We start from the raw sequence: 21,900 nt of genomic DNA, 5'->3' as shown, positions 1-21,900 counted from the left end.
AAACGTCAGAGCTAGCCATTGGGAGCCTTGTTGGGTTCCTTACTTTAGTCAACTATTCAGGACAAACTCTATGACTATAAGGCACAAGCTCTACTCCCTTGGAGTAATTGCCATTTTAGGTATTGTGACCCTATTGGGTACCTCGTCACACTTCGCGAACCAAAGCCAAGAGCTTAATCACGCGATTAAATTGGTTGGCGATCTCGAAATTCGTCTCCTTAACCTACGTCGCAATGAAAAAGACTTCTTGTTACGCAGCAACATCAAATACCTCGACAAATTCAATGGAAACGTCGATAAATTTGTCGGGACCGAACAAGAATTGTCTGGCATCCTAAACCGTTATGACCTCCCTTCTAGCCTCCAATTTAAACAAGACTTACTTGCCTATCAAAAAGGGTTCCAGAATTTGGTTTCCGCTTACGAGCGCTATGGTTTAAATGCCGACAGCGGTCTATTGGCAAGCTTTGAACAGGCGTTGTTGGAAGCTGAACAGAATGCAAACCACCAGCAACTGATGGCGTTAACCAAGTTCGCACAAGGCGTCAAAGCCGGGCAAATGGACGAAGGTCTGTTACAAGGTTTGTATGTTCCTTCATTAATCGAGAATGCGCGCCAACTTGCTACGCAGAAGCAGACCATTGGTGTGGCATACAACAAAGGTTTACTGGGTGACACTCGTGCCCTATCACACGCAGTTGAAGAGCAGTTTAAGACCTTCTCGTCTGCGTTGAGCCAAGCGGCAGAAGCTCGTGATGCGCAAAACACCATGGTGAAACAAGTCATCACTGCCGTCGTCTTCGTTGTTATCTTCGCCTTGATTCTGCAAATTTCACGCTCAATCAATACCCGTGTTAGCAGCCTACTTGCGACAATCAAAAATATCAGCGAAAGCAACAATATGGGCTTGCGTTCAGAGTTAGCAGGCAAAGATGAATTGGCGGACATCAGCCATCACTTAAACGATCTGTTGGATAAACTTGAGCACTTGATTCACGGCACGCAAGAGAAGTCAGCACAGCTATCAGCAAGCACCGATAATATGCATCGTGAACTTGAGGGCGTGATGGAGCAATTCCACGCTCAAGCCGATCATACTTCATCAATGGCAACTGCAGTTCAGCAAATGGTCGCCACTATTGGTGAAATCTCGGAAAGTACCTCTGTGGCAGTAGAAGGCGTTCACCAAGCTGCAAACAATGCGGAACAAGGTCGTAGCGTTGTTGAAACCACAGTAACGAATGTCGGTCAATTAACCGGTATTCTTTCGAATAGTCAGCAGTCAATCGGATCGCTTAACGAGCACGTTGCAAAGATTGGCGGTGCAGTGAATATCATTCAAGACATTGCAGAGCAAACTAACCTACTCGCGCTAAACGCGGCCATTGAAGCAGCGCGTGCGGGCGAGCAAGGTCGTGGCTTTGCCGTAGTAGCGGATGAAGTACGCGCACTAGCCAGCCGTACTCATCAATCGACAGAAGAAATCACTCGCGTGGTATCAGACATTCAATCGCAAATGTCGATGGTGGTATCAGATATCGATCAGTGTAACGACCAAGGTCAGCAAACTCTTCAAGCATCTGAGAAACTCGATTCAAGCCTTCAGCAGATCATCGCAGACATGCATGCAATTCAAGGTAACTCTGAACGCATCGCTTCTGCTATCGAAGAGCAAGGCATCGTGATGAATCAAGTCAGCGACTCGATTACTGAGCTGAACGTGATTTCTGAAAACAACATGCAATCCGCACAAGAATGTCTGCATGAAGTCGATTCTGTCTCTGCTCAAGCCCATGACATGGACGATGCAGTCGCTGAATTTAAAACCCGTAGCGCGTAAACCAAGTTCGCATATTCGGATTTAAATTAATACTAACAAAAAGCCCGAAGCACTCTCATGCTTCGGGCTTTTCTATTTAAGGTAGCTCAGCGCTTATTCGTCATCTAGAGGAACAAGCTTAGTGCTGCCGCCGTGGATCTTCTCACGTTTTCTCTGAACCAGAGCATAGAAGCCAGGGATCAGGAAGGTACCCGCTAGAAGCACACATAGCAGACCGCCAATTAGGGAAATACCCAATGAGTTCTGACTCACGTGACCCGCGCCAGCAGCGAAGATCAACGGGAAGATACCTAAGATGAACGACCAAGACGTCATGTTCACAGCACGGAAACGAAGCTTACCACCTTGTACTGCGGCACTGTCGATATCCACATCTTTTTCTTCACGCTCTTGCTTGGCGAATTCCACAATTAGGATTGCGTTCTTCGCCGCGAGCGCTATGAGCAGGACGAGACCTATCTGAGCGTACAAGTTAAGCGGCGTTCCGGTTAAGTTCAATGCAAGGAAGGAACCTAACGTTGCCACTGGCACCACTAGGATGATCGCTAGAGGAATACTCCAACTCTCGTACTGCGCCACCATGAACAAGTAGATAAAGATCAATGCCAATGCGAACGCGTAAATCGCTTGGTTACCTGCTAATACTTCTTGGTAAGCCATACCCGTCCACTCGTAAGTGTAACCTTGTGGCAGAACTTCAGCCGCGACACGTTCCATAGCTGCAATCGCGTCACCACTTGAATAACCCGGTGCAGGTTGACCTTGAATGATGGCACTACGGTACATGTTATAACGCCATGCGACATCCGGCTCAAACACCTGTTCGTAGCTCACTAATGTACTCAGTGGCACCATATCGCCGCTCGAAGAACGAACGTGGAAACGCTCAAGATCTTCCATGCTGCTGCGGTGTTCGCTGTCTGCCTGCATGGTCACACGGAAGTTCTTACCAAACATGGTGAAGTCGTTCACGTATAGCGAACCAAGGTTACCTTGCAATGTTTGGAAGATTGACGACAGTGGAATACCTAACTGTTGTGCTTTCTCGCGGTCAATGTCGACATAGTAATGCGGTACGTTTGCACGGAAGGTACTGAAGGTGTACGCGATTTCTGGCGCTTGGTTAGCAGCCTGAATCATTTCACCCATTACCATCGACAAATCCGTACGGCTACGACCTAGCGTGTCTTCCAGCACAAATTCAAAGCCAGAAGCGGCGCCCATACCCGGAACTGCCGGAGGACCCATTGCGAATACCACCGCTTGAGGAAGTTCCATTGCAGCACGACCGTTGATGCGGTTTGCGATAGCGTTAGCAGCGTGTTCACCGTCAAGCGAGTTACGCGTGTCCCAATCATGCAGTTTGATAAACAGAGACGCACCATTTGATGCTGCGGCACCCGTCATGAATGAGTAACCATTCGCAACCGTCACGCCATCAACACCCGGTTCTTGCTCAACCATCTTCATCAGTTCATTGGTCACTTCTTCGGTACGAGAAAGTGACGCAGAATCTGGAAGCTGCACGTTCACCAACAAAATGCCTTTATCTTCTTGAGGTACAAACGCCGTAGACGTTGTTTTCGCGAAGAACGTTACTGCAGAAACCGCCACGAAGAAGAAAGCAATTAGCAACATAGACTTCTTAACCAAGAAGCCCGCAATTTGACCGTAACGCGTAGTTACACGCCCTAGACCACGGTTAAACGCTTGGAACCAGTTTGCTGTGTTGCCACCACCCTGCTTCAGTACCAACGAACATAGTGCTGGAGACAGCGTTAGTGCGTTAATAGACGAGATCACTACCGAGATACAGATCGTCAGTGCGAACTGACGATACATGATGCCAGTAATACCCGGAAGCATGGCTACTGGCAGGAATACCGCCAATAAAACCAAGGTCGAGGTAATGATTGGCCCCGTTACTTCTTTCATCGCCAGCAACGTTGCTTTACGCGGTGAAATGGTTGGGTCTTTCGCCATGGTGGTATCGACGTTTTCTATAACTAGAATAGCGTCATCTACCACGATACCGATGGCGAGGATCAAACCGAACAAGGTTACCGTGTTAATGGTAAAGCCCGTCGCCTGCATGATAGCGAATGTACCGATAAGTGATACTGGAATCGCGACAACCGGAATCAAGGTTGCACGCGCACTACCCAGAAACAGGTAGGTTACTGCGATTACCAGCAAGATAGCTTCAATCAGTGTTTTTACTACGCCCTTGATCGACTCAGCAACGAACACGGTAGTATCGTAACTGGTTTCGTAAGCCATGCCCTCAGGGAAGTTAGTGCTCAAACGTTCAAGCAAGTCCATGACCGCTTTGCCACTTTCCAGTGCGTTTGCGTCCGATTGAAGTGACAGTGCAACGATAGAGGCATCTTGACCACGGAACTTACCGTTACCGTCATAGAACTTCTTGCCAAGCTCAACACGAGCGACGTCTTTTAGGTATACCGTAGAACCATCTGGGTTTGCACGAAGTACTACATCCTCAAACTCGCTCACGCTCTCTAGACGACCTTTGGTCACCAAGTTGAATTGAACTTCTTGAGGGTTGTTGTAAGGCGCAGCACCAATACGACCTGCCGCCACTTGCACGTTCTGCTCTGCCAGTGCCGAGTACACATCGGTTGTTGTGAGATTCAGGTTAGCCATTTTTTCTGGGTCTAACCAAACACGCATCGCGTATTCACCACCACCGATAACGTTAACTTCACTGATGCCTTTAACACGCGCCAGCTGGTCTTTTACGTTCAGGTTGATGTAGTTGATAAGAAACTTGTCGTCATACTTACCGTCTGGTGAGTAGAAGTTGAGAACTATCAACAAGTCAGGAGAACGCTTTTTCACCGTTACGCCTACCATGCGCACTTCTTGAGGCAGTTTTGACTCAATCTGCGATACACGGTTTTGCACGTTAACCTGTGCCATATCTGGGTCAGTACCCACATCGAAGGTGACGTTTAGGCTGTAAGAACCATCGTTAGCACTCTTTGAAGACATGTAAATCATGTTTTCAACGCCGTTCACGGAGGTTTCTATTGGGTCGGCTATCGCCTGCTCCACAACCTCAGCACTTGCACCCGTGTAGAATGCTGTCACGCTCACCGATGGTGGACTGATTTTAGGATATTCTGCAACGGGCAAAATCGCTAATGAGATGGCACCTGCCAACGTCAAGATGATCGAAATAACCAGTGCGAATTTCGGTCTTTGAATAAAGAAACGACTTAACATGGCGCCTCCTACTGTTTGTCTTCAGCAGGTGATTGAATGCGCACTTCTACACCGTTACGTACACGTTGTAGACCTTGTGTAATCACTGTATCGTCCTTGTCCAGACCGTCTTTGATGATGATACCTTGCTCGACTTGAGCACCAAGTTCAACGTTACGGCGCTCCGCAACATTACCTTCAGCCATCACCATGACAAAGTCACCTTCTAGGTCCGTTTGCACTGCGCGTCGAGGAATCACGATAACGTCTTTCGCATTCTTATCGCGAAGATTTACTTTAATGTGCTGACCAGGAAGTAGCTTCTGATCCGGGTTTGGCACCACCGCACGCATCGCGATCGTACCAGTCTGCGTGTTAATACGGTTACCCAAGAAGTCCAATTGACCTAGATGCTCAAAGTACTCGCCGTTTTCCAGTTCAAGCTGAACCTCAACACCACTCGACTCTGCACTACCGTCGCCTTTAATACCATCCATACCAAGATTTAAACGCTCACGCTCACTTACACTGAATGACGTATGCACTGGGTCTAGGCTGACTAATGTGGTCAAAATGCCAGAAGATGGTGAAAGCAGATCACCCGTACTTACTTTGCTGTCACTGATGCGGCCGCTGAATGGGGCTCGAATTTGGGTGTAAGAAAGGTTTACTTCCGCAAGCTTAAGCTGAGCGTTTGCCGCCTCTAGCTCTGCACGAGCACCCAGCAACGTCGCCGTCAACGCATCGAACTCAGATTGGGAAATACTGCCACGTGGCAACAAGTTTTTACCACGTTGGTGGTCGAGTTCTGCTTTTTTAAGCGCCGCTTTTGCTTGAGCTAGCGCCGCTTTTGCACTCGCCACTTGCGCTTCAAAAGATGAAGGCTCAATGGAGTACAACAACTGCCCTTTCTCCACCATCTGACCTTCGTCGAAATGGCGGGCTTCAAGATAGCCGGAGACTTGTGCCGTAATATTCGTATCTTCTACTGCTTCAATGCGACCGATGTAAGACTTGCTCGGTTGGTAGTCGATAATTGTGACATCCTGAGTCACAACAAGAGGAGCTGGCGCCCCCTTCTGGGCATTGCTTGCTTCTCCGCATCCCGCGAGGATAGCTGTTGCCGCCATTAGTGCGACGAGTGGTTTCTTTTGCATGTATATACCGTCTTTATAGAACAGGATTCGTTTGACAATACCCTAACCTTACAGGGTGCTTTGTCCGAAAACTTCAAGAGAAACCGGGGAAAGTGTATCAAAGTGTAAGCCGATGAAACGACTCGCAAACATGGTGATCGGCAGGATAAAATTGTTGCGATCATGTACACGAATCACGCTGAAAATCACTGTGATGTTGTGGTGAAAACATACCGATAAATTAGACAATAATTCATCAGCTTCACGTGAAAATCGACACTTCATAATTACCGCGAGTGTTTTGACTATTTTTTTAAACTGAATGCGTTATCATGCAGACAATTCAAAGCTTTCGACCGAGAGGATGAGTATGATTTCTAAATGGGAGAAACGGTTCTACCAGATGGCTGAACTTGTTGCGTCATGGAGTAAAGATCCATCCACACAAGTTGGCGCGGTAATCACCAAAAATAACCGTATTGTTTCTGTTGGCTTCAACGGCTACCCACACGGCGTATCTGACAGCGTTGATACAGATGAACGCGAACTGAAATACCTAAAAACGCTTCACGCAGAAGAGAACGCAATTTTGTTTTCGAAGCGTGACTTAGATGGTTGTGATATTTGGGTAACCCACTTCCCTTGCCCGAACTGTGCAGCAAAAATCATTCAGACAGGGATTGCAAGAGTAAGCTGCCCTGAACAATCTGAAGATTTCTTATCTCGCTGGGGCGACAAGATTCAAGTGAGCCAAGACATGTTCGACCAAGCGGGTGTGGAAGTAAACTGGCTACCAATCAACGAGATCGAAGAGAAAAGCGTTCGTTAAGACGTTACTCGGCTTTTGTGTAAATGTTCAGACAATCTAAACGTTTTCCAAAACCAACCAAAAAGCCCAGACACATGTCTGGGCTTTTGTTTATCTGAATGGTGAGGTTCACCAACTATAGGATTAACCGTGTTTCTTCGCCGTTAGCTCAGCAATCTTAACGATCACTTGAACAGACTTCTCCATCATCTCTACGGAGATAAACTCATGGATACCGTGGAAGTTATAGCCACCTGTGAAGATGTTCGGACAAGGCAAGCCCATGAACGACAAACGGGCACCGTCTGTACCACCACGAATTGGCTTAATAAGAGGTTCAACATCGCACACTTCCATCGCTTGTTTCGCCAAATCGATAATATGTGGATATGGTTCAACCATTTCACGCATGTTGTAATAGCTGTCAGTGAGCTTCAACTCAACCGAACCGTGCTTCAAGCCTGCGTTCATATCATCGACTAGCTTCTGCATAAAGGCTTTGCGATTTTCCAGACCTTCGCGGTCAAAGTCACGAATGATGTAGCCTAACTCACTACGAGCCACACCAAGTTCACCAGATTTTAGGTGGAAGAAACCTTCGTAGCCTTCTGTGGTTTCTGGCGTTTGATCTTCTGGCATCTGCACTTGGAATTTAGCCGCCAAGTTCATCGCATTAACCAGTTTGCCTTTCGCAGTGCCTGGATGAACACTCACGCCATGGAAAATGACATCCGCACTGGTTGCATTGAAGTTTTCGTATTCCAGCTCGCCTTGAGGGCCACCATCAATGGTGTACGCCCATTCCGCGCCGAACTTCTCAACATCAAACAAGTCAGCGCCACGACCGATCTCTTCATCTGGCGTGAAGCCAATACAAATATCACCGTGTGGGATGTCTGGATTTTCAATCAGCATAGCGACCGCAGAAAGAATCTCAGCAATGCCTGCTTTGTTGTCAGCGCCTAGGAGTGTTGTGCCATCTGTAGTAATCAGATTATGACCATGAAGCTCGTGTAAGTCTGGATACTGCACAGGGGAAAGCACTTCATCGCCCAAACCAAGTGCAATATCACCACCCTGATAGTCTTCGATAAACTGAGGGTTCACATTTTTACCAGACGCATCAGGGGCGGTATCCATGTGCGCGATAAAGCCAATAGCAGGCACATCATAATCAACGTTCGATGGCAGTTTTGCCATTAGGTAGCCGTTATCACTTAATGTCACATTGCTTAAGCCAAGCTCTATCATTTCTTTTTTAAGCAACTGTGCAAACACCAGTTGTCCGCTGCTACTTGGACAAGCTGATTCATGGGGATTAGATTGAGTATCGAACGTGACGTAGCGAAGAAATCTTTCAACTAAATGCTTCATAATTATTCTCATTGTTTTGAGCGAAGGATGCCACGCACAGGGATGTAAGGTGTGCGAGGATCCTATCCAACATGGTTCGACAAGTCATGTTACGCTCATGCCACAATAAGAATTTGCTTTGAATCAGTTTTTCATTAGAAAGTGCTGACAGGCTACATCAGCACTAACATTAAGGGATTGTTTTATCGAGAATTAATTCAATAAGTCTTCAGCAAGTTCACGCCATTCACGGATTTTTCCGTGGAAGTGTCGCCACTGTTTATCACTCATTGTTTGAGAAATATCTAGGGTGAATTGATCCGTTAGAGCGATATTATGATCAATATTCTTGGTTAGTTGATCACTATAATAACTTTCTGGCTCAAATAAGAGTTTCATGAATACCTGCTGGTAAACCACGCTGTTACTTTTATTTTCGAAAAGGTATTCGAGTTCTTGAATTATAGACGAGCGATAGTCACGCCATAGTGGACTATTTATGATCACATCTTGAGAAAGCTGTTTGGCGCGTGCTTTTTGTTGTCTTGATAATTTACCAAGCCATTCTTCCATCCACTCTTCAGTATTCTCTAAGACAACTTCTCGCAGCTCTTGTTCCGTTTTACCTGCGTATTTTTCATCCCGCTCTTTGTAACGTTCTTTTACACTATCGATAAATTCGATTTCTTGTTTGCTGTCGAGCTGCATACTCAGTGAAAACAGGTCTGGTGCCGCTTTGGAAACCAAACGTTGATAGTGGTCGCGCATTTGTTCTCGGTTCGATTGCAAGGCGCCCAACGTAACGCTGTCTTTATTAAGCGCTTCTAATTGTTTTAAGTGATCGATATATAAAGGTAATTCCTCTTCTTTATGCCAATCCGCTAATAATAATATACGCTCTTCCAGCAACGCCTCTTGTTCTCCATCTAGGGAGACATAGTCATCTAAATATTCAATCACTACCCAATCAAGATTACTGTATAGAAATTTTTTAGCACACCCGGCTAACACCAAAATAGATATCAAGATGCATCCATATCGAACCGCTTTATTAGATAAACTTTTTAATTTCATCACCGATCCATATTCCCTTTTTTATTGATTAAGTTCTATACTCAATCTAAATCACTTATTATTGCGGCAAACTTTCGTCAGTCCGGCAAAGTGACATTGCCACTCTTGTAGTATATAGAGTTTAAAATTAACTTTTTTATCACAACTATTCGCAAAAAAGTGAGTTAGTGCGCAATTTTAGGCCAAATCTTGAACGATACAGCGTTCTTTAAATGGCATATAAGTTGCATCAATAACAACTGGATAGTTTATGGAGGCGTAGCATGGCTGCTGCTGAGCAACTTGATACGAGTGTAGAGTACGAAATTCGTTACTTCGAAGAGGGGAAAATCCACAGTATGAATGTCGTCGCAGAAGATAAACGCGCGGCACATCATTACTATTTGGAGTGCGGCAAACACAACAGTGATCTGTACTCAATTCGCCCAGACAAATGAAAAACCGCCCTAACTCGGGCGGTTTTTTGTATCTGGCGTTTTTAGAGTGGGCGTTTAAAGGTTATTTAATTTCGCCAAATCGCTCTAGGTAAAGCACGGTTGCTGCTGTACGAGAAGGCACTTTCAGCTTCTTGAGTAAGCTCTTCATGTGCACTTTAACGGTCGACTCAGAGATGAACAGACGGTCGGCGATCTGCTTGTTTCGGAAGCCACGTGCGACCTCCTGCAAGATCTGCGTTTCACGGTCGGTCAGCGTATCGAACACGTCTTCTTGCCCTTCTCGCTCATTAAGGTATTTAGCTACCGCTTGGCTGTATGCCTTATCCCCTTCGTGCGCTTGTTTCAGCAATTCAACCAATTCATCTGGCTCAGTATCCTTTAACAGGTAACCATCAGCTCCACTTCGCACAATGGCTTCGATGTCGGCAGGGCTATCCGATACCGTCAGGATCACGATACGGGCCTCACAACCGTCTGCGCGCAGCGCTTTCAGCGTATCTAGGCCTGACATGCCTTTCATGTTCAGATCAAGAAGTACCAAATCCAGTTCTAATTCGTGAGCTGTAGCAACCGCATCTGCGCCGCTGCTTGCCTCTGCAACCACTTCAAACTCTGGCTCGAAACTGAGAAGCTGATGAATACCACGTCTCATGAGTGGGTGATCATCCACCAGCATTACTTTACACACTGTCAATGTTTACTTCCTTACTATGTTGGAATTCTAGTCTTACGATACAGCCGCTGTTCGTTGCCGCTTCAATTTGCAAATCTGCATGCAATCTTGTTGCTCGCTCTTGCATGATGCTCATACCGTAATGATTTAATTTTTCGTCTTGCTGCTCAAAGCCTATACCATCATCGGCAACCGTCACTGTGACTTTCCCATCAGAATCAAGACATTGAATCTCGATATTGTTTGCTTGAGCATGCTTGATTGCATTTATCGTCGCCTCTCTAATCAACTGTAGTAGATGGACCTGTTGGTGCGCATCTAATTCTGTTGAAGAAAGCTCATTATTAAGTGAGATATTCGCTGCTGTTTGATCATCAAGCGTCGAAACCATCTCCTGCAGTGCCTGACCAAAGCTGCCTTCTTTTATCGTTAAGCGGAATGTCGTCAAAAGCTCTCTTAACTGGGTGTATGCCGCCGATAATCCAGTATCCAATTCAGCAATCACTTGGTTGGTCTGAGCAATTGCTTTCTCGTCTGGAATATTCTTCACGCTTCTTTTAAGCAGCGATACTTGAATCTTCAAATAAGACAGAGCTTGAGCCAATGAATCATGTAATTCACGCGCGATAGTAGCGCGCTCTTCCATTAGCAGTAGCTGTTCTGCTTGTCTTTGTGCTCGGTTGTAATATACCGCACGAGATAAGATTTGAACAAAGTTATCAATAAGAGACTCATTCGGGCATGGTAGGCCAGCTTTCCAATGCAGATACCCAAGGTGTACACCATCTAGCGTTAGTGTTTTGGTGTGACATTCACTGTCACATTCATGACGACACTCCTCACCCTCGGTCAGTATCCAGTTTGGTTCCCCAATTTGATCAATTTCTAGCTTAACAGCACGAATTCCTTCCAAACTTGCAATATGTTGTAAAATCGCTTGGAAATTTTCTTGATGGATGCGAGAAGCAGTCAACTCTTTCGAAGAATCATACAACACTCTAAGCGATTGGTTTGCGTGTTGCAGCTTACGCGTTTTCTCGTCCACCGCTTGCTCCAAACCTCGATAGAGCTTACCAAGATCGTTCGCCATCCTATTGAAAGTTCTGGTCAAAATGCCCATTTCGTTATCACTTGAAACATTGAGCGAAACGTTAAACGAGCGATTCTGAATTTGCTCACTAGCAAACACCAGCGCACGAAGCGGCCTGACGACTTCTAGCCGAACAAAGTGCACAACGAACATACTCACACACAGTATGCCGCCAAGCCCTAACCCACCAATCCAAGCTAAGTTGATCAGTTTTTGCTCTGAATAGTTCTGTAGCTTAAATACGAAGGCATCAATTTGTTGAACAAAACCAGCGACTAAGATCAGATATTGGTCTCTGTCTTGGCTCTTAAGTACCGATTTCAGTTCATGCCAACGAAGAATCAGTCGGTAGTAGTCTTTTGTAATATCTTCTGGCACTGACCAATGTTGAAGCGCCAGCATTGAATGTGAGTAAATTGACTGCTCAAATAAGTCAATATGTGAAGAATAGTCAACAGATTCACTTTGAATATCATGAGCTAAACGATAGCTCTGCATTCGCATTGAGCCCGCTACGTTTACCGCTTCTGCATCATTAAGGCTCGACGCAAGAGTGAAAATAGCAAAGCCAGTTGTCGCCACTGAAAGAAGCAAAATCAACATCATGGCAGATGCGATTGTGCGTGTTACTGACTTTTTCACATTTTTAAACAACTCTGAACTCCGCTCGTTTGATAACCATGTTTGCCTTTATACAACACGCATTATCTTTCAACTTTATCAATATGTGATCACCTGCGTCGGAATTTATTGATCCAAAACAATATTGCATCCTAATTACCTCCTAAGAGGTATTTATAGATATATGTCAAAAACTACAATTTCGTGTACTTAAATGACAGTTTATTAATGAAATTGTGGACTATGCTTAGTTTGGGTTTCAATTTCCGAGGTGACTAAGTGGTAGACCTTTCTAGAAGAAGACTTTTTGCACGTAAAACGCAACCGGACAATTCGGTACGTCTTCCTTGGTTAGCTAAGCCAACTCAATTCACAGACGATTGCACTCGTTGCGGTAAATGCATCGAGGCGTGCGAAACTAAAATTATAACAAAAAGCGACGGTGGGTTTCCCGCTGTCGATTTTTCTATTGATGAGTGCACCTTTTGTTACCAATGCGCCGAGGTTTGCCCAGAGCCGCTGTTTTTAGCGGAAGCGAAACAGCCTTGGCAGGCAAAAGCGAGCATCAATGATAGCTGTTTAGCAAAACAAAATGTCGAATGCCGAAGCTGTGGGGACATGTGCGACCCGATGGCAATTCAGTTCAAGTTAGAGCTTGGCAAAGTAGCACAACCAAATTTAGACCTTGATGAGTGTAATGGCTGCGGCGCCTGTGTCTCAGTGTGCCCAACTTCATCCATCAATGTGAGCAATATAACAGCCTAGCCGTCAGTGGTCGGCACGAAAGGCGATAAAACGAGAGAGATGTATGTCACTAAACGAAGTGCACATTTCGAGTCTGGTAGTCCATGTTCTGCCTGAACATCTGGCTGAAGTTAAAACCCAGATTGAAGCGTACGAAAACGCAGAGATCTACGGTGACAGTCCAGAAGGCAAAATCGTGGTGGTGCTAGAAACTGAGAACCAAGGTTTCATCACCGACACTATCGATGCGATTAATAATTTACCGAATGTCTTGAGCACAGTACTGGTTTATCACCAAATCGAAACTGGGCTTGAAGAAACGGAAGAAAAAGACACTGGAACACAACATTCCCAAATCGAGGGTGAAGTATGAAAATGACAAGACGTGCGTTTGTGAAAGCAAACGCGGCTGCATCAGCTGCTGCTGTCGCAGGTATTACACTACCAGCTTCTGCAACCAATCTGATTGCAAGCTCTGATCAAACCAAAATCACATGGGACAAAGCGCCTTGTCGTTTCTGTGGTACAGGCTGTTCTGTTCTTGTTGGTACACAAAACGGCAAAGTGGTAGCAACTCAGGGTGACCCTGAAGCACCAGTAAACAAAGGCCTTAACTGTATCAAAGGTTACTTCCTTTCTAAGATCATGTACGGTCAAGACCGCCTAACTCAGCCTCTTCTACGTATGAAAGACGGCAAATACAGCAAAGACGGCGACTTCGCTCCTGTATCTTGGGATACCGCTTTCGACATCATGACTGAAAAATGGAAAGCGTCTTTAGAGAAAAAAGGCCCTACAAGCATCGGTATGTTTGGTTCTGGTCAATGGACAGTAATGGAAGGTTATGCCGCAGCCAAAATGATGAAAGCAGGCTTCCGTTCAAACAACATCGACCCGAACGCGCGCCACTGTATGGCGTCTGCGGTAGTAGGCTTCATGCGTGCATTTGGTATCGATGAACCAATGGGCTGTTACGATGACTTCGAGAACGCAGATGCCTTCGTTCTTTGGGGTTCAAACATGGCAGAAATGCACCCAGTTCTTTGGACTCGTATTACTGACCGTCGTCTAAGTCACCCTCACGTAAAAGTGAACGTGCTTTCGACTTACTATCACCGTTCATTTGAGTTGGCAGACCACGGCTACATTTTCAATCCTCAGTCTGACCTTGCGATTGCTAACTTTATCGCAAACTACATCATCGAAAACGATGCAGTAAACTGGGACTTCGTGAACAAGCACACCAACTTCACTCAAGCAGACACGGACATCGGCTACGGTCTACGCGATGATGATCCGTTACAAAAAGCGGCGAAGAACCCGAACTCTGGCAAGCTAACTTCTATCTCTTTCGAAGAGTACAAGAAGTCAGTTGCACCATACACAGTAGAGAAAGCGTCTGAAATCTCTGGTGTAGAGAAAGAAAAACTAATCGAGCTTGCGAAGCAATACGCGGATCCTAACACGAAAGTAATGTCTCTATGGACGATGGGTATGAACCAACATACTCGTGGTGTATGGATGAACAACTTGGTTTACAACATCCACCTACTAACCGGTAAGATTGCGACTCCGGGTAACAGCCCATTCTCACTAACAGGTCAGCCATCAGCATGTGGTACGGCTCGTGAGGTTGGTACATTTGCTCACCGTCTACCAGCTGACATGGTGGTTGCTAACCCTAAACACCGTAAGATCGCAGAAGACATCTGGAAGCTACCAGAAGGTACTATCCCACCGAAACCGGGCTTCCACGCAGTACTTCAAGACCGTATGCTGCATGATGGCGTTCTGAACTGTTACTGGGTTCAATGTAACAACAACATGCAAGCAGGTCCGAACATTAACTCTGAGCGTCTTCCAGGTTACCGTAACCCAGACAACTTCATCGTTGTTTCAGACCCATACCCAACAGCAACCGCGCAGGCGGCTGACCTTGTTCTTCCGACCGCAATGTGGATTGAGAAAGAAGGTGCTTACGGTAACGCAGAGCGTCGTACTCAAGCTTGGTATCAACAAGTAGAAACCATCGGTGATGCAAAATCTGACCTATGGCAGGTAATGGAATTCTCGAAACGCTTCAAGATGGAAGAAGTGTGGCCAGAAGAGCTACTTGCAAAAGCACCAGAGTACCGCGGCAAGACTATGTACGACATGCTGTTCAAAAACGGTCAAGTCGACAAGTTCCCTATCGAAGAAGCGCGTGAGATGAACGATGACGCTCACCACTTCGGCTACTACGTACAGAAAGGTCTGTTCGAAGAGTACGCGACGTTTGGTCGTGGTCACGGTCACGATTTGGCACCATACGATGTTTACCACACAGTACGTGGTCTACGTTGGCCGGTTGTTGATGGCAAAGAAACACAATGGCGCTTTAAAGAAGGCTCTGACCCATATGCGAAAGCTGGTTCAGGTTGGGACTTCTACGGCAATGCTGATGGTAAAGCGAAGATCATCTCTGCACCATACGAAGCGCCACCAGAAGTGCCAAACGAAGAGTTCGACCTATGGCTATGTACAGGTCGTGTTCTTGAGCACTGGCACACAGGTACTATGACTCGTCGTGTACCAGAGCTTTACAAAGCGGTGCCTGACGCGGTGGTTTACATGCACCCTGCGGATGCGAAGAAACGTAACGTACGCCGTGGTGAAGAAGTTCTGATTGCAAACAAACGTGGTGAAGTTCGCGTTCGCGTTGAAACTCGCGGCCGTAACCGTCCACCTGAAGGCTTGGTATTCGTACCGTTCTTTGATGCCCGTATTTTGATTAACAAGTTGATCCTTGATGCGACTGACCCTCTGTCTAAACAGACAGACTTTAAGAAGTGTCCAGTCAAAATCACGAAAATTGCTTAACCGTCAAATAACGAATGCAAGGGCCGTCTACTCGGCGGCCTAAAAAGAATTTAAGCCATAAGGCGGAGATGAAATGATGAAAAAATACCTTATCGCACTTTTATCTGTAGGTGCTTTATTGACAGGCGTTGCACAAGCAGAACTGGATAACCCAGGCGGCACAGGCGGTCTAGACTCGCTACGTGGCAGCGCGCAACTTGAAGACACGCGTCCTGCAGATGATTTTAAAGACTTTCCAAAAGACCAAATCGTTGCAGACAGCTATGTATATCAGCCGCCACTGATCCCACATAGCATCCGTAACTACGAAGTGTCTTTGAACGCAAACAAATGTCTAGCATGTCACAGCTGGAAAAATGCTAAAGACGCAGGCGCTACCAAAATCAGTGTAACGCACTACGTTAACCGTGAAGACGCGGTATTGGCAGATATGTCACCACGTCGTTACTTCTGTTTGCAATGTCACGTTCCACAAACCGATGGTAAACCATTAGTGGAAAACGAGTTTAAGGCAGTCGATTCGCTTCAGTAATTGAAACGCGAGTACTAAGAGGTTACTTATGAAAATACTTAAAGCGTTTTGGAAGAGACTGTCGAGCCCAAGCAAAGCTGCCGCTGGTGTAGTTTTGTTCTTAGGCTTTGCTGGTGGTCTTCTGTTTTGGGGCGCATTCAACACGGGTATGGAAGCGACCAACACAGAAGAGTTCTGTTCTGGCTGTCACGCTCCTATCGTCGCTGAAATTCAAGAAACGATTCACTACTCGAACCGCTCTGGTGTTCGTGCAATCTGTTCAGACTGTCACGTACCACATGAATGGACCGATAAAATCGTTCGTAAAGTTCAAGCATCTAAAGAGCTGTTTGCCCACTTCGTAACGAAGACCATCGATACGCCAGAGAAGTTCCAAGCACGTCGTGAGCACCTTGCCGAACGTGAGTGGGCGCGCATGAAGAAAAACGACTCTCTTGAATGTCGGAACTGTCATCAGTTCGATTACATGGACTACTCTCAGCAAGGTAAACGTGCCTCAGCACAGCACTCTACAGCGTTGGCGTCAGGCGACAAAACCTGTGTAGATTGTCACAAAGGTATCGCACATAAACTGCCTGACATGCACGGCGTTGAAGGCTGGCAATAAGGAGAAATACAGACAATGAGTAATCTTGAATCCTTTATCTGGCACTTCCTTGGATACAGTGCAATGCCAGTCATTATTCTTTCCGGCTTTGTCGGAGTAGCAGCAATCTCTCTATGGCTACTCTCACTAGGTAAGGATAAAGAGGTCTAAACCACCTCAAACCAGTCGACATTTTTGCCTATTTTGTTGACGGAAAACGCCAAGCATTTGCTTGGCGTTTTTTCTTTGTATCCTAAACAACCCTCGTCACTAGCAGGCTCTAAAAGCCCCCTCCTCTGCCCCACATTCAGAAACCCTCAAGACTACTACTGTCTCCTTTACTGCTTTAGCCTGAAACGTTAGAAACAAAAAAGGCGACCATTATAGTAGGCCGCCAAATGAGACTGCTGTGAGGAGCAGTTTAGGACTCTTTAATAGGCAAAACTTGCTTTACGTATTGACCAGGTGCTTCATCAATCACAGGGTTCTGCTCAGAACCCACTGGGAAAGGCTCAACTTGCTCTTCTGGGTTGAATTGCAACAGCCATTGATGCCAATGCGTCCACCAAGAGCCTTCCTGATGATTCGCGTTGTTAAACCACTCATCTGCCGAGTCATCAAGGTTGTCGTTTAGCCAATAGCCGTATTTGTTTTTTGCAGGGTGATTGACGATACCAGCAATGTGCCCTGATTCACCCAAAACAAAGGTCTTGTTGCCACCTGTGTTTAGAGCGCCGCGATATGTACCCTGCCACAACGCGATATGGTCTTCTTTGGTCGACACAAAGTAGCTTGGGATCTTAATCTTATTCAAGTCGATCCACACGCCACCGATCTTCACGCCCTTGTCTTGGACTAGCTTGTTCTCTAGATAGAGTTCACGCAATAAGAAGTTATGAGAAGCGGCACTCACGTTCGTACTGTCGCTGTTCCAGTAAAGCAGATCAAAATCAACCGGGCTATTACCTTTCAAGTAATTATCGACATAGTAGTTCCAGTACAGACTGTTTTCGCGGAGTAAGCTAAATGTCACACTTAACGAACGACCGTCCATGTAACCTTTCGCATTATTCTGCGTTTCAATGGCACTAATAATCGTGTCGTTGATGTACGCCCCAACCTCACCCGGTTGAGAGAAATCGAGTAACGTTGTAAAGAAGCTCGCAGACTTGATACGCTTCTTCATGCGCTTAGCAGCGTAGTACGCCACCGTGCTCGCCAGAACCGTACCACCGATGCAGTAACCCGCCGCGTTGATTTGCTCTTGACCTGTGATGTCTTCAATTGCAGTCACAGCTTTAGCGACGCCTTCCGTCACGTAGTCACCAAACTCAACCTGAGCTTGCTCTTTACCTGGGTTGCGCCACGACATCATAAATACGCTATGGCCTTGCTCTAATAGCCAACGAACCATGGAGTTCTTCGCCGTTAGGTCAAGGATGTAGTATTTATTAATAAAAGGCGGAACGATAAGCAACGGTGTCGCATTCACTTTCTCTGTCAAAGGACGGTACTGAATCAACTCAAATAGTTCGTTTTGGAAAACTACATCGCCAGCAGTCGTTGCCACGTCATCACCGACACGAAACGCATTGTTGTTGGTCATGCGCACTTTGAGAATATCCGCACTCGACTCGACATCTTCTTTTAACTTCTCTAAGCCCGTCAGGAGGTTCTCACCATTTTGCTCAAGAGTGAGTTTTAGCAGCTCAGGGTTAGTCGCAATGAAGTTTGATGGGGAAAGTGCGTTGATGGCTTGACGAGAGAAGAAGGTAATACGCTCTTTGGTTTTCTCATCCAACCCTTCGATTGAGTCGAGTGTGTCTAGGTAGGTTTTGCTAAATAACAAATAAGATTGTTTGATAAAGCTGTACATGGCTTCTTGCTGCCAAGCGTCGTTTGAGAAACGCTTATCACCCTTCTCTGCTTCAATAATCTGTGTTTGATTGCCTGCGAGAGCGACATTCTGCCAAATTTGAAGCTGCTGTTCCCACCACTCTGCTTGCAATTTCAAGATGGCAGCAGGTTGGTTCGCCGCTTGTTCGAACAGTTTAGCAGTATCCTCGAAGTTCACTTCTTGCATAGCCTTATTCAAAGGAGAATTCACGACTGCCTTGTTCACTTCGAAATCATGCCACCACTGTTGATTGGTTTCCTGAAGTTTTACAAGATAGTCCGAAAAGAAGTGTTGAAACATAGTCTTACTCCTATATTCGGAAAAAACAACGCCGCCCAAGAATGCGGGCGGCGATAAGTGGACGTATTACGCAGGAGTAACAGTCTTTAGGTTTTCCGAAGTCATTTGCTCAACGTCTTCTTTGAATTCTTTCGCGATAGCTTGCAGCTTGTTGCTGTCATCCATCATCTGCTGAGAAAGCTTAGTAAGAACGGTAAGTTGTTGGCTGTTGAAAGCGGTTAAAGAAGTCACGTCTTTGATTTCTGACGCCGCTTTCATTTGATTTAGGCCAACTTCACTGTATGTACGGATTGCGTTCAATTGTAGCTCAGTAAGAACTTCTACGTTCTTTGTCACTAGCTTGTTGAACTTCAAGTATGGTTCTAGATTCTTTTCAGTTTGATCGCTAAAAGTTTTGAAGAAATCAGTGTACATGGTTTATCTCCTAGAGAAAGAATTAAAAATTTCCGTTTAAATAACTATTTAACTGCTTTTACAACCACAGCCGTGCCCATACCGCCGCCCACACAAAGTGAAGCAACACCGTATTGACCGTCTTGTTTGTGAAGTTCGTGTACTAGCGTAACCAGAATACGGTTACCCGACGCACCGAGTGGGTGACCCAATGCGATAGCGCCACCATTAAAGTTGGCCTTATCTTGAATTGAGCTCACTGGTACTTGGTTGGTTTCTGCCAGTTTATAAATCACACCTAGCGCTTGTGCAGCAAAGGCTTCATTCAATTCATAAACATCAATATCGCTGGTATTCAGCTCGGCTTTTTGCAGCGCCTTGTTGACTGATTCCACAGGACCAAGACCCATAACCTTAGGATCTAAACCTGATTGAGCGTAGCTCACCACTTCAGCAATTGGCGTCAGACCATGCGCTTGAACCGCGCTTTCTGATGCTAAAATGATGGCACTTGCACCGTCGTTAATGCCTGACGCATTGCCTGCAGTTACCGTACCTTCACGGTCAAACGCAGGGCGTAGCTTGCTTAAACCTTCTAGTGTCGCGTTTGCTTTTGGGTATTCATCCGTATCAAATACGACGGTTTCGCGACGTTGCTTGACTTCTACAGGAACAATTTCGTCTTTGAATTTACCTGCTTCAATCGCTGCCACCGCTTTTTGTTGGCTTGAGAGTGCATATTCGTCTTGTTGTTGACGCGATAAACCCACTTCCTTAGCCACATTTTCTGCCGTTACGCCCATATGGTATTGGTTGTAAACGTCCGTCAAACCGTCAGCAATAAGGAGATCTTTCAACTCCATGTTGCCCATTTTGTTACCGTCGCGCACAACGCTTGGCACGATGAATGGGATTTGCGACATTACCTCAACGCCCGCTGCTACAACGACTTCTGCATCGCCACTGCGAATATGAGAAACGCCATCCATGACGGTTTTCATACCACTGCCGCAAACCATGTTGACGCCATATGCAGGGACTGACTCTGGAATACCAGCAAACAACGCTGCTTGGCGCCCAACACCCATGCCTTGGCCCGCAGCAATCACGTTACCAACGATCACTTCATCAACCTTATCGGCAGAAAGTGATGCAGCCTCAAGCGCGCCTTTAATCGCGACCGCAGCAAGATTACCTGCTGAGGTATTTTTTAGACTTCCACCAAATGCGCCAATTGGGGTACGTTTCGCAGCAACAATAAATACTTTTTCCATCATCAATACTCCTTAGTGCATGTATAGGCCGCCATTCACCGACAATGTTTCGCCGGTGATGTACGCGCCTGCATCACTTACTAAAAAGCTCACTGATGCAGCAATTTCTTCTGGCGTCGCCAGACGCTTCATTGGAATTTGACTCGTGATCGACTCAAGCACTTCTGGTTTCATCTGTTCAACCATTGGAGTGCCTGTGTATCCTGGGGCAATAACATTTACTGTGACGCCTGAGCGTGCGCCCTCGTAGGCTAATGCTTTGGAGAATCCAATCATGCCAGCTTTTGCTGCCGAGTAGTTTGCTTGCCCAAACTGCCCTTTCAGACCATTCACAGAAGAGATATTGATGATGCGACCACCACCTTTTTCACACATGGCTGCGAAAAGTGGCTGCGTCACATTGAACAAGCTATTTAAGTTGGTATTGATCACGTCGTTCCAAGCTTGAGCAGTCATCTTTTTGAACACGCCATCACGTGTGATACCTGCGTTGTTGATAACGACGTCTATTGTCCCTTCTTCCTCGAGGATAAGTGCCAATTTCTCAGCACACTGAGCGGTGTCGGTCACGTCTAATTCAAAAAGGCGAACCTGATCTTTGGTAAACCCTTTTTCATTAAACCATTCCAAAGCACACTCATATTTACCAGTAAAATACGTTGCAATAACGCGGTAACCATCATTCACTAGTTGAGAGGAAATTGCAGAACCAATTCCGCCTTTTGATCCAGTGATCAAAGCGACTTTCTTCATTAAAAAGACTCCATTCTTAACGGCATTAAAAAAGCGAATTAAGACACTGGCGAAATTCTTCGCCAACTGACGTGTTAATATATTCTTGTGGCAACAAATCCTCTGCCGCCTTTATTTTTAAGTTAACCTAGAATTGTTACATTTCAAATAAAAAACCAAATCATTTGCATAAGATTGATTTAGATCTCACTCAGAATGAAATGTTATAAAAACGTTAATCCAGGTTAAGTTATTGATATAAAAGAACTTTAAATAAAAACAGATTACTAAATTAAAATGTAAACCATCATATATTCAATCACTTA

Annotated in this window: 19 protein-coding genes; 9 read left to right on the top strand and 10 right to left on the bottom strand. The window is 45.8% G+C overall.

Annotation, left to right across the window (positions count from 1 at the left end; all coding sequences use genetic code 11):
* Window positions 1-70: 70 nt before the first annotated feature.
* Window positions 71-1,840 carry a methyl-accepting chemotaxis protein gene (locus KHO06_RS20125; RefSeq protein WP_005433410.1) on the top strand — a complete coding sequence of 590 codons (1,770 nt, stop codon included), beginning with the start codon at window positions 71-73 and terminating at the stop codon, window positions 1,838-1,840.
* A gap of 93 nt (window positions 1,841-1,933) precedes the next feature.
* On the opposite strand, the gene vmeZ is transcribed toward KHO06_RS20125, so the two are convergent.
* Both vmeZ and vmeY read right to left on the bottom strand, forming a co-directional pair.
* The gene (gene vmeZ / locus KHO06_RS20120) at window positions 1,934-5,086 is read right to left on the bottom strand and encodes a multidrug efflux RND transporter permease subunit VmeZ (RefSeq protein ID WP_212583234.1); all 3,153 of its coding nucleotides are present in this window, start codon (window positions 5,084-5,086) and stop codon (window positions 1,934-1,936) included.
* Window positions 5,087-5,094: 8 nt separating this feature from the next.
* Complete coding sequence (gene vmeY / locus KHO06_RS20115) at window positions 5,095-6,222, bottom strand: multidrug efflux RND transporter periplasmic adaptor subunit VmeY (RefSeq protein ID WP_038889025.1); 1,128 nt, start codon at window positions 6,220-6,222, stop codon at window positions 5,095-5,097.
* A 349-nt stretch (window positions 6,223-6,571) separates the two neighbouring features.
* Between vmeY and KHO06_RS20110 the strand changes: the two genes are divergently transcribed.
* Entirely contained in the window at window positions 6,572-7,030 is a 459-nt protein-coding gene (locus KHO06_RS20110; protein ID WP_005433321.1) for a cytidine/deoxycytidylate deaminase family protein, read from the top strand.
* Window positions 7,031-7,153: 123 nt separating this feature from the next.
* Here KHO06_RS20110 and pepT read toward each other — a convergent pair whose 3' ends face one another.
* Together pepT and KHO06_RS20100 are read right to left on the bottom strand one after the other, a co-directional pair.
* Window positions 7,154-8,383, bottom strand: coding sequence for a peptidase T (pepT, locus tag KHO06_RS20105; RefSeq protein ID WP_038889027.1), 1,230 nt, complete (start codon window positions 8,381-8,383; stop codon window positions 7,154-7,156).
* A gap of 192 nt (window positions 8,384-8,575) precedes the next feature.
* Window positions 8,576-9,436, bottom strand: a complete 861-nt coding sequence (locus KHO06_RS20100) for a DUF6279 family lipoprotein (protein ID WP_047477798.1) — start codon at window positions 9,434-9,436, stop codon at window positions 8,576-8,578.
* A 263-nt stretch (window positions 9,437-9,699) separates the two neighbouring features.
* Here KHO06_RS20100 and KHO06_RS20095 point away from each other — a divergent pair, with 263 nt between their 5' ends.
* The gene (locus KHO06_RS20095) at window positions 9,700-9,873 is read left to right on the top strand and encodes a hypothetical protein (RefSeq protein WP_010643585.1); all 174 of its coding nucleotides are present in this window, start codon (window positions 9,700-9,702) and stop codon (window positions 9,871-9,873) included.
* A 61-nt stretch (window positions 9,874-9,934) separates the two neighbouring features.
* On the opposite strand, the gene KHO06_RS20090 is transcribed toward KHO06_RS20095, so the two are convergent.
* A complete protein-coding gene (locus tag KHO06_RS20090; protein ID WP_005433412.1) occupies window positions 9,935-10,567 on the bottom strand; it encodes a response regulator in 633 nt (210 codons plus the stop codon).
* The gene (gene narQ, locus KHO06_RS20085) at window positions 10,554-12,290 is read right to left on the bottom strand and encodes a nitrate/nitrite two-component system sensor histidine kinase NarQ (protein WP_047477803.1); all 1,737 of its coding nucleotides are present in this window, start codon (window positions 12,288-12,290) and stop codon (window positions 10,554-10,556) included. The genes KHO06_RS20090 and narQ overlap by 14 nt, the downstream gene beginning before the upstream one ends.
* A gap of 246 nt (window positions 12,291-12,536) precedes the next feature.
* Between narQ and napF the strand changes: the two genes are divergently transcribed.
* The 6 genes from napF (at window position 12,537) to KHO06_RS20055 (ending at window position 17,149) form a co-directional block, all read left to right on the top strand.
* Window positions 12,537-13,022 carry a ferredoxin-type protein NapF gene (napF, locus tag KHO06_RS20080; protein WP_212583233.1) on the top strand — a complete coding sequence of 162 codons (486 nt, stop codon included), beginning with the start codon at window positions 12,537-12,539 and terminating at the stop codon, window positions 13,020-13,022.
* A gap of 43 nt (window positions 13,023-13,065) precedes the next feature.
* Window positions 13,066-13,374 carry a chaperone NapD gene (locus KHO06_RS20075; protein WP_005433349.1) on the top strand — a complete coding sequence of 103 codons (309 nt, stop codon included), beginning with the start codon at window positions 13,066-13,068 and terminating at the stop codon, window positions 13,372-13,374.
* Window positions 13,371-15,860 carry a periplasmic nitrate reductase subunit alpha gene (gene napA / locus KHO06_RS20070; RefSeq protein ID WP_212583232.1) on the top strand — a complete coding sequence of 830 codons (2,490 nt, stop codon included), beginning with the start codon at window positions 13,371-13,373 and terminating at the stop codon, window positions 15,858-15,860. The genes KHO06_RS20075 and napA overlap by 4 nt, the downstream gene beginning before the upstream one ends.
* Window positions 15,861-15,936: 76 nt before the next feature.
* Complete coding sequence (locus KHO06_RS20065; protein WP_005537128.1) at window positions 15,937-16,392, top strand: nitrate reductase cytochrome c-type subunit; 456 nt, start codon at window positions 15,937-15,939, stop codon at window positions 16,390-16,392.
* Between the two features lie 28 nt (window positions 16,393-16,420).
* Window positions 16,421-16,999: a NapC/NirT family cytochrome c gene (locus KHO06_RS20060; protein WP_005433285.1), complete on the top strand. Its 579-nt coding sequence runs from the start codon at window positions 16,421-16,423 to the stop codon at window positions 16,997-16,999.
* Between the two features lie 15 nt (window positions 17,000-17,014).
* Window positions 17,015-17,149, top strand: a complete 135-nt coding sequence (locus tag KHO06_RS20055; protein ID WP_005433365.1) for a TIGR02808 family protein — start codon at window positions 17,015-17,017, stop codon at window positions 17,147-17,149.
* Window positions 17,150-17,399: 250 nt separating this feature from the next.
* Here the strand turns inward: KHO06_RS20055 and phaC are convergent, their stop codons facing one another.
* From phaC to KHO06_RS20035, 4 genes are all read right to left on the bottom strand, one after another.
* Window positions 17,400-19,175: a class I poly(R)-hydroxyalkanoic acid synthase gene (phaC, locus tag KHO06_RS20050; RefSeq protein WP_005433486.1), complete on the bottom strand. Its 1,776-nt coding sequence runs from the start codon at window positions 19,173-19,175 to the stop codon at window positions 17,400-17,402.
* 66 nt (window positions 19,176-19,241) lie between these two features.
* Window positions 19,242-19,589, bottom strand: a complete 348-nt coding sequence (locus tag KHO06_RS20045; RefSeq protein ID WP_005433494.1) for a phasin family protein — start codon at window positions 19,587-19,589, stop codon at window positions 19,242-19,244.
* Window positions 19,590-19,633: 44 nt separating this feature from the next.
* A complete protein-coding gene (locus KHO06_RS20040; RefSeq protein ID WP_212583409.1) occupies window positions 19,634-20,842 on the bottom strand; it encodes an acetyl-CoA C-acetyltransferase in 1,209 nt (402 codons plus the stop codon).
* Between the two features lie 12 nt (window positions 20,843-20,854).
* The gene (locus tag KHO06_RS20035; RefSeq protein WP_005433356.1) at window positions 20,855-21,595 is read right to left on the bottom strand and encodes an SDR family oxidoreductase; all 741 of its coding nucleotides are present in this window, start codon (window positions 21,593-21,595) and stop codon (window positions 20,855-20,857) included.
* Window positions 21,596-21,900 lie beyond the last annotated feature (305 nt).

The organism is Vibrio sp. B1FIG11 (genome assembly GCF_905175335.1).
Classification (GTDB): Bacteria; Pseudomonadota; Gammaproteobacteria; order Enterobacterales; family Vibrionaceae; genus Vibrio; species Vibrio campbellii.
The sequence above is the reverse complement of the archived record's forward strand: the minus strand, read 5'-3'. Positions and strand labels throughout refer to the sequence as shown.

What these genes read in the sequence shown, in the direction of transcription:
- KHO06_RS20125 (WP_005433410.1), top strand. Translation starts at nt 71, where the DNA reads ATGACTATAAGGCACAAGCTCTACTCCCTTGGAGTAATTGCCATTTTA.
- vmeZ (WP_212583234.1), bottom strand. Translation starts at nt 5,086, where the DNA reads ATGTTAAGTCGTTTCTTTATTCAAAGACCGAAATTCGCACTGGTTATT.
- vmeY (WP_038889025.1), bottom strand. Translation starts at nt 6,222, where the DNA reads ATGCAAAAGAAACCACTCGTCGCACTAATGGCGGCAACAGCTATCCTC.
- KHO06_RS20110 (WP_005433321.1), top strand. Translation starts at nt 6,572, where the DNA reads ATGATTTCTAAATGGGAGAAACGGTTCTACCAGATGGCTGAACTTGTT.
- pepT (WP_038889027.1), bottom strand. Translation starts at nt 8,383, where the DNA reads ATGAAGCATTTAGTTGAAAGATTTCTTCGCTACGTCACGTTCGATACT.
- KHO06_RS20100 (WP_047477798.1), bottom strand. Translation starts at nt 9,436, where the DNA reads ATGAAATTAAAAAGTTTATCTAATAAAGCGGTTCGATATGGATGCATC.
- KHO06_RS20095 (WP_010643585.1), top strand. Translation starts at nt 9,700, where the DNA reads ATGGCTGCTGCTGAGCAACTTGATACGAGTGTAGAGTACGAAATTCGT.
- KHO06_RS20075 (WP_005433349.1), top strand. Translation starts at nt 13,066, where the DNA reads ATGTCACTAAACGAAGTGCACATTTCGAGTCTGGTAGTCCATGTTCTG.
- napA (WP_212583232.1), top strand. Translation starts at nt 13,371, where the DNA reads ATGAAAATGACAAGACGTGCGTTTGTGAAAGCAAACGCGGCTGCATCA.
- KHO06_RS20065 (WP_005537128.1), top strand. Translation starts at nt 15,937, where the DNA reads ATGAAAAAATACCTTATCGCACTTTTATCTGTAGGTGCTTTATTGACA.
- KHO06_RS20060 (WP_005433285.1), top strand. Translation starts at nt 16,421, where the DNA reads ATGAAAATACTTAAAGCGTTTTGGAAGAGACTGTCGAGCCCAAGCAAA.
- KHO06_RS20055 (WP_005433365.1), top strand. Translation starts at nt 17,015, where the DNA reads ATGAGTAATCTTGAATCCTTTATCTGGCACTTCCTTGGATACAGTGCA.
- phaC (WP_005433486.1), bottom strand. Translation starts at nt 19,175, where the DNA reads ATGTTTCAACACTTCTTTTCGGACTATCTTGTAAAACTTCAGGAAACC.
- KHO06_RS20045 (WP_005433494.1), bottom strand. Translation starts at nt 19,589, where the DNA reads ATGTACACTGATTTCTTCAAAACTTTTAGCGATCAAACTGAAAAGAAT.
- KHO06_RS20040 (WP_212583409.1), bottom strand. Translation starts at nt 20,842, where the DNA reads ATGGAAAAAGTATTTATTGTTGCTGCGAAACGTACCCCAATTGGCGCA.
- KHO06_RS20035 (WP_005433356.1), bottom strand. Translation starts at nt 21,595, where the DNA reads ATGAAGAAAGTCGCTTTGATCACTGGATCAAAAGGCGGAATTGGTTCT.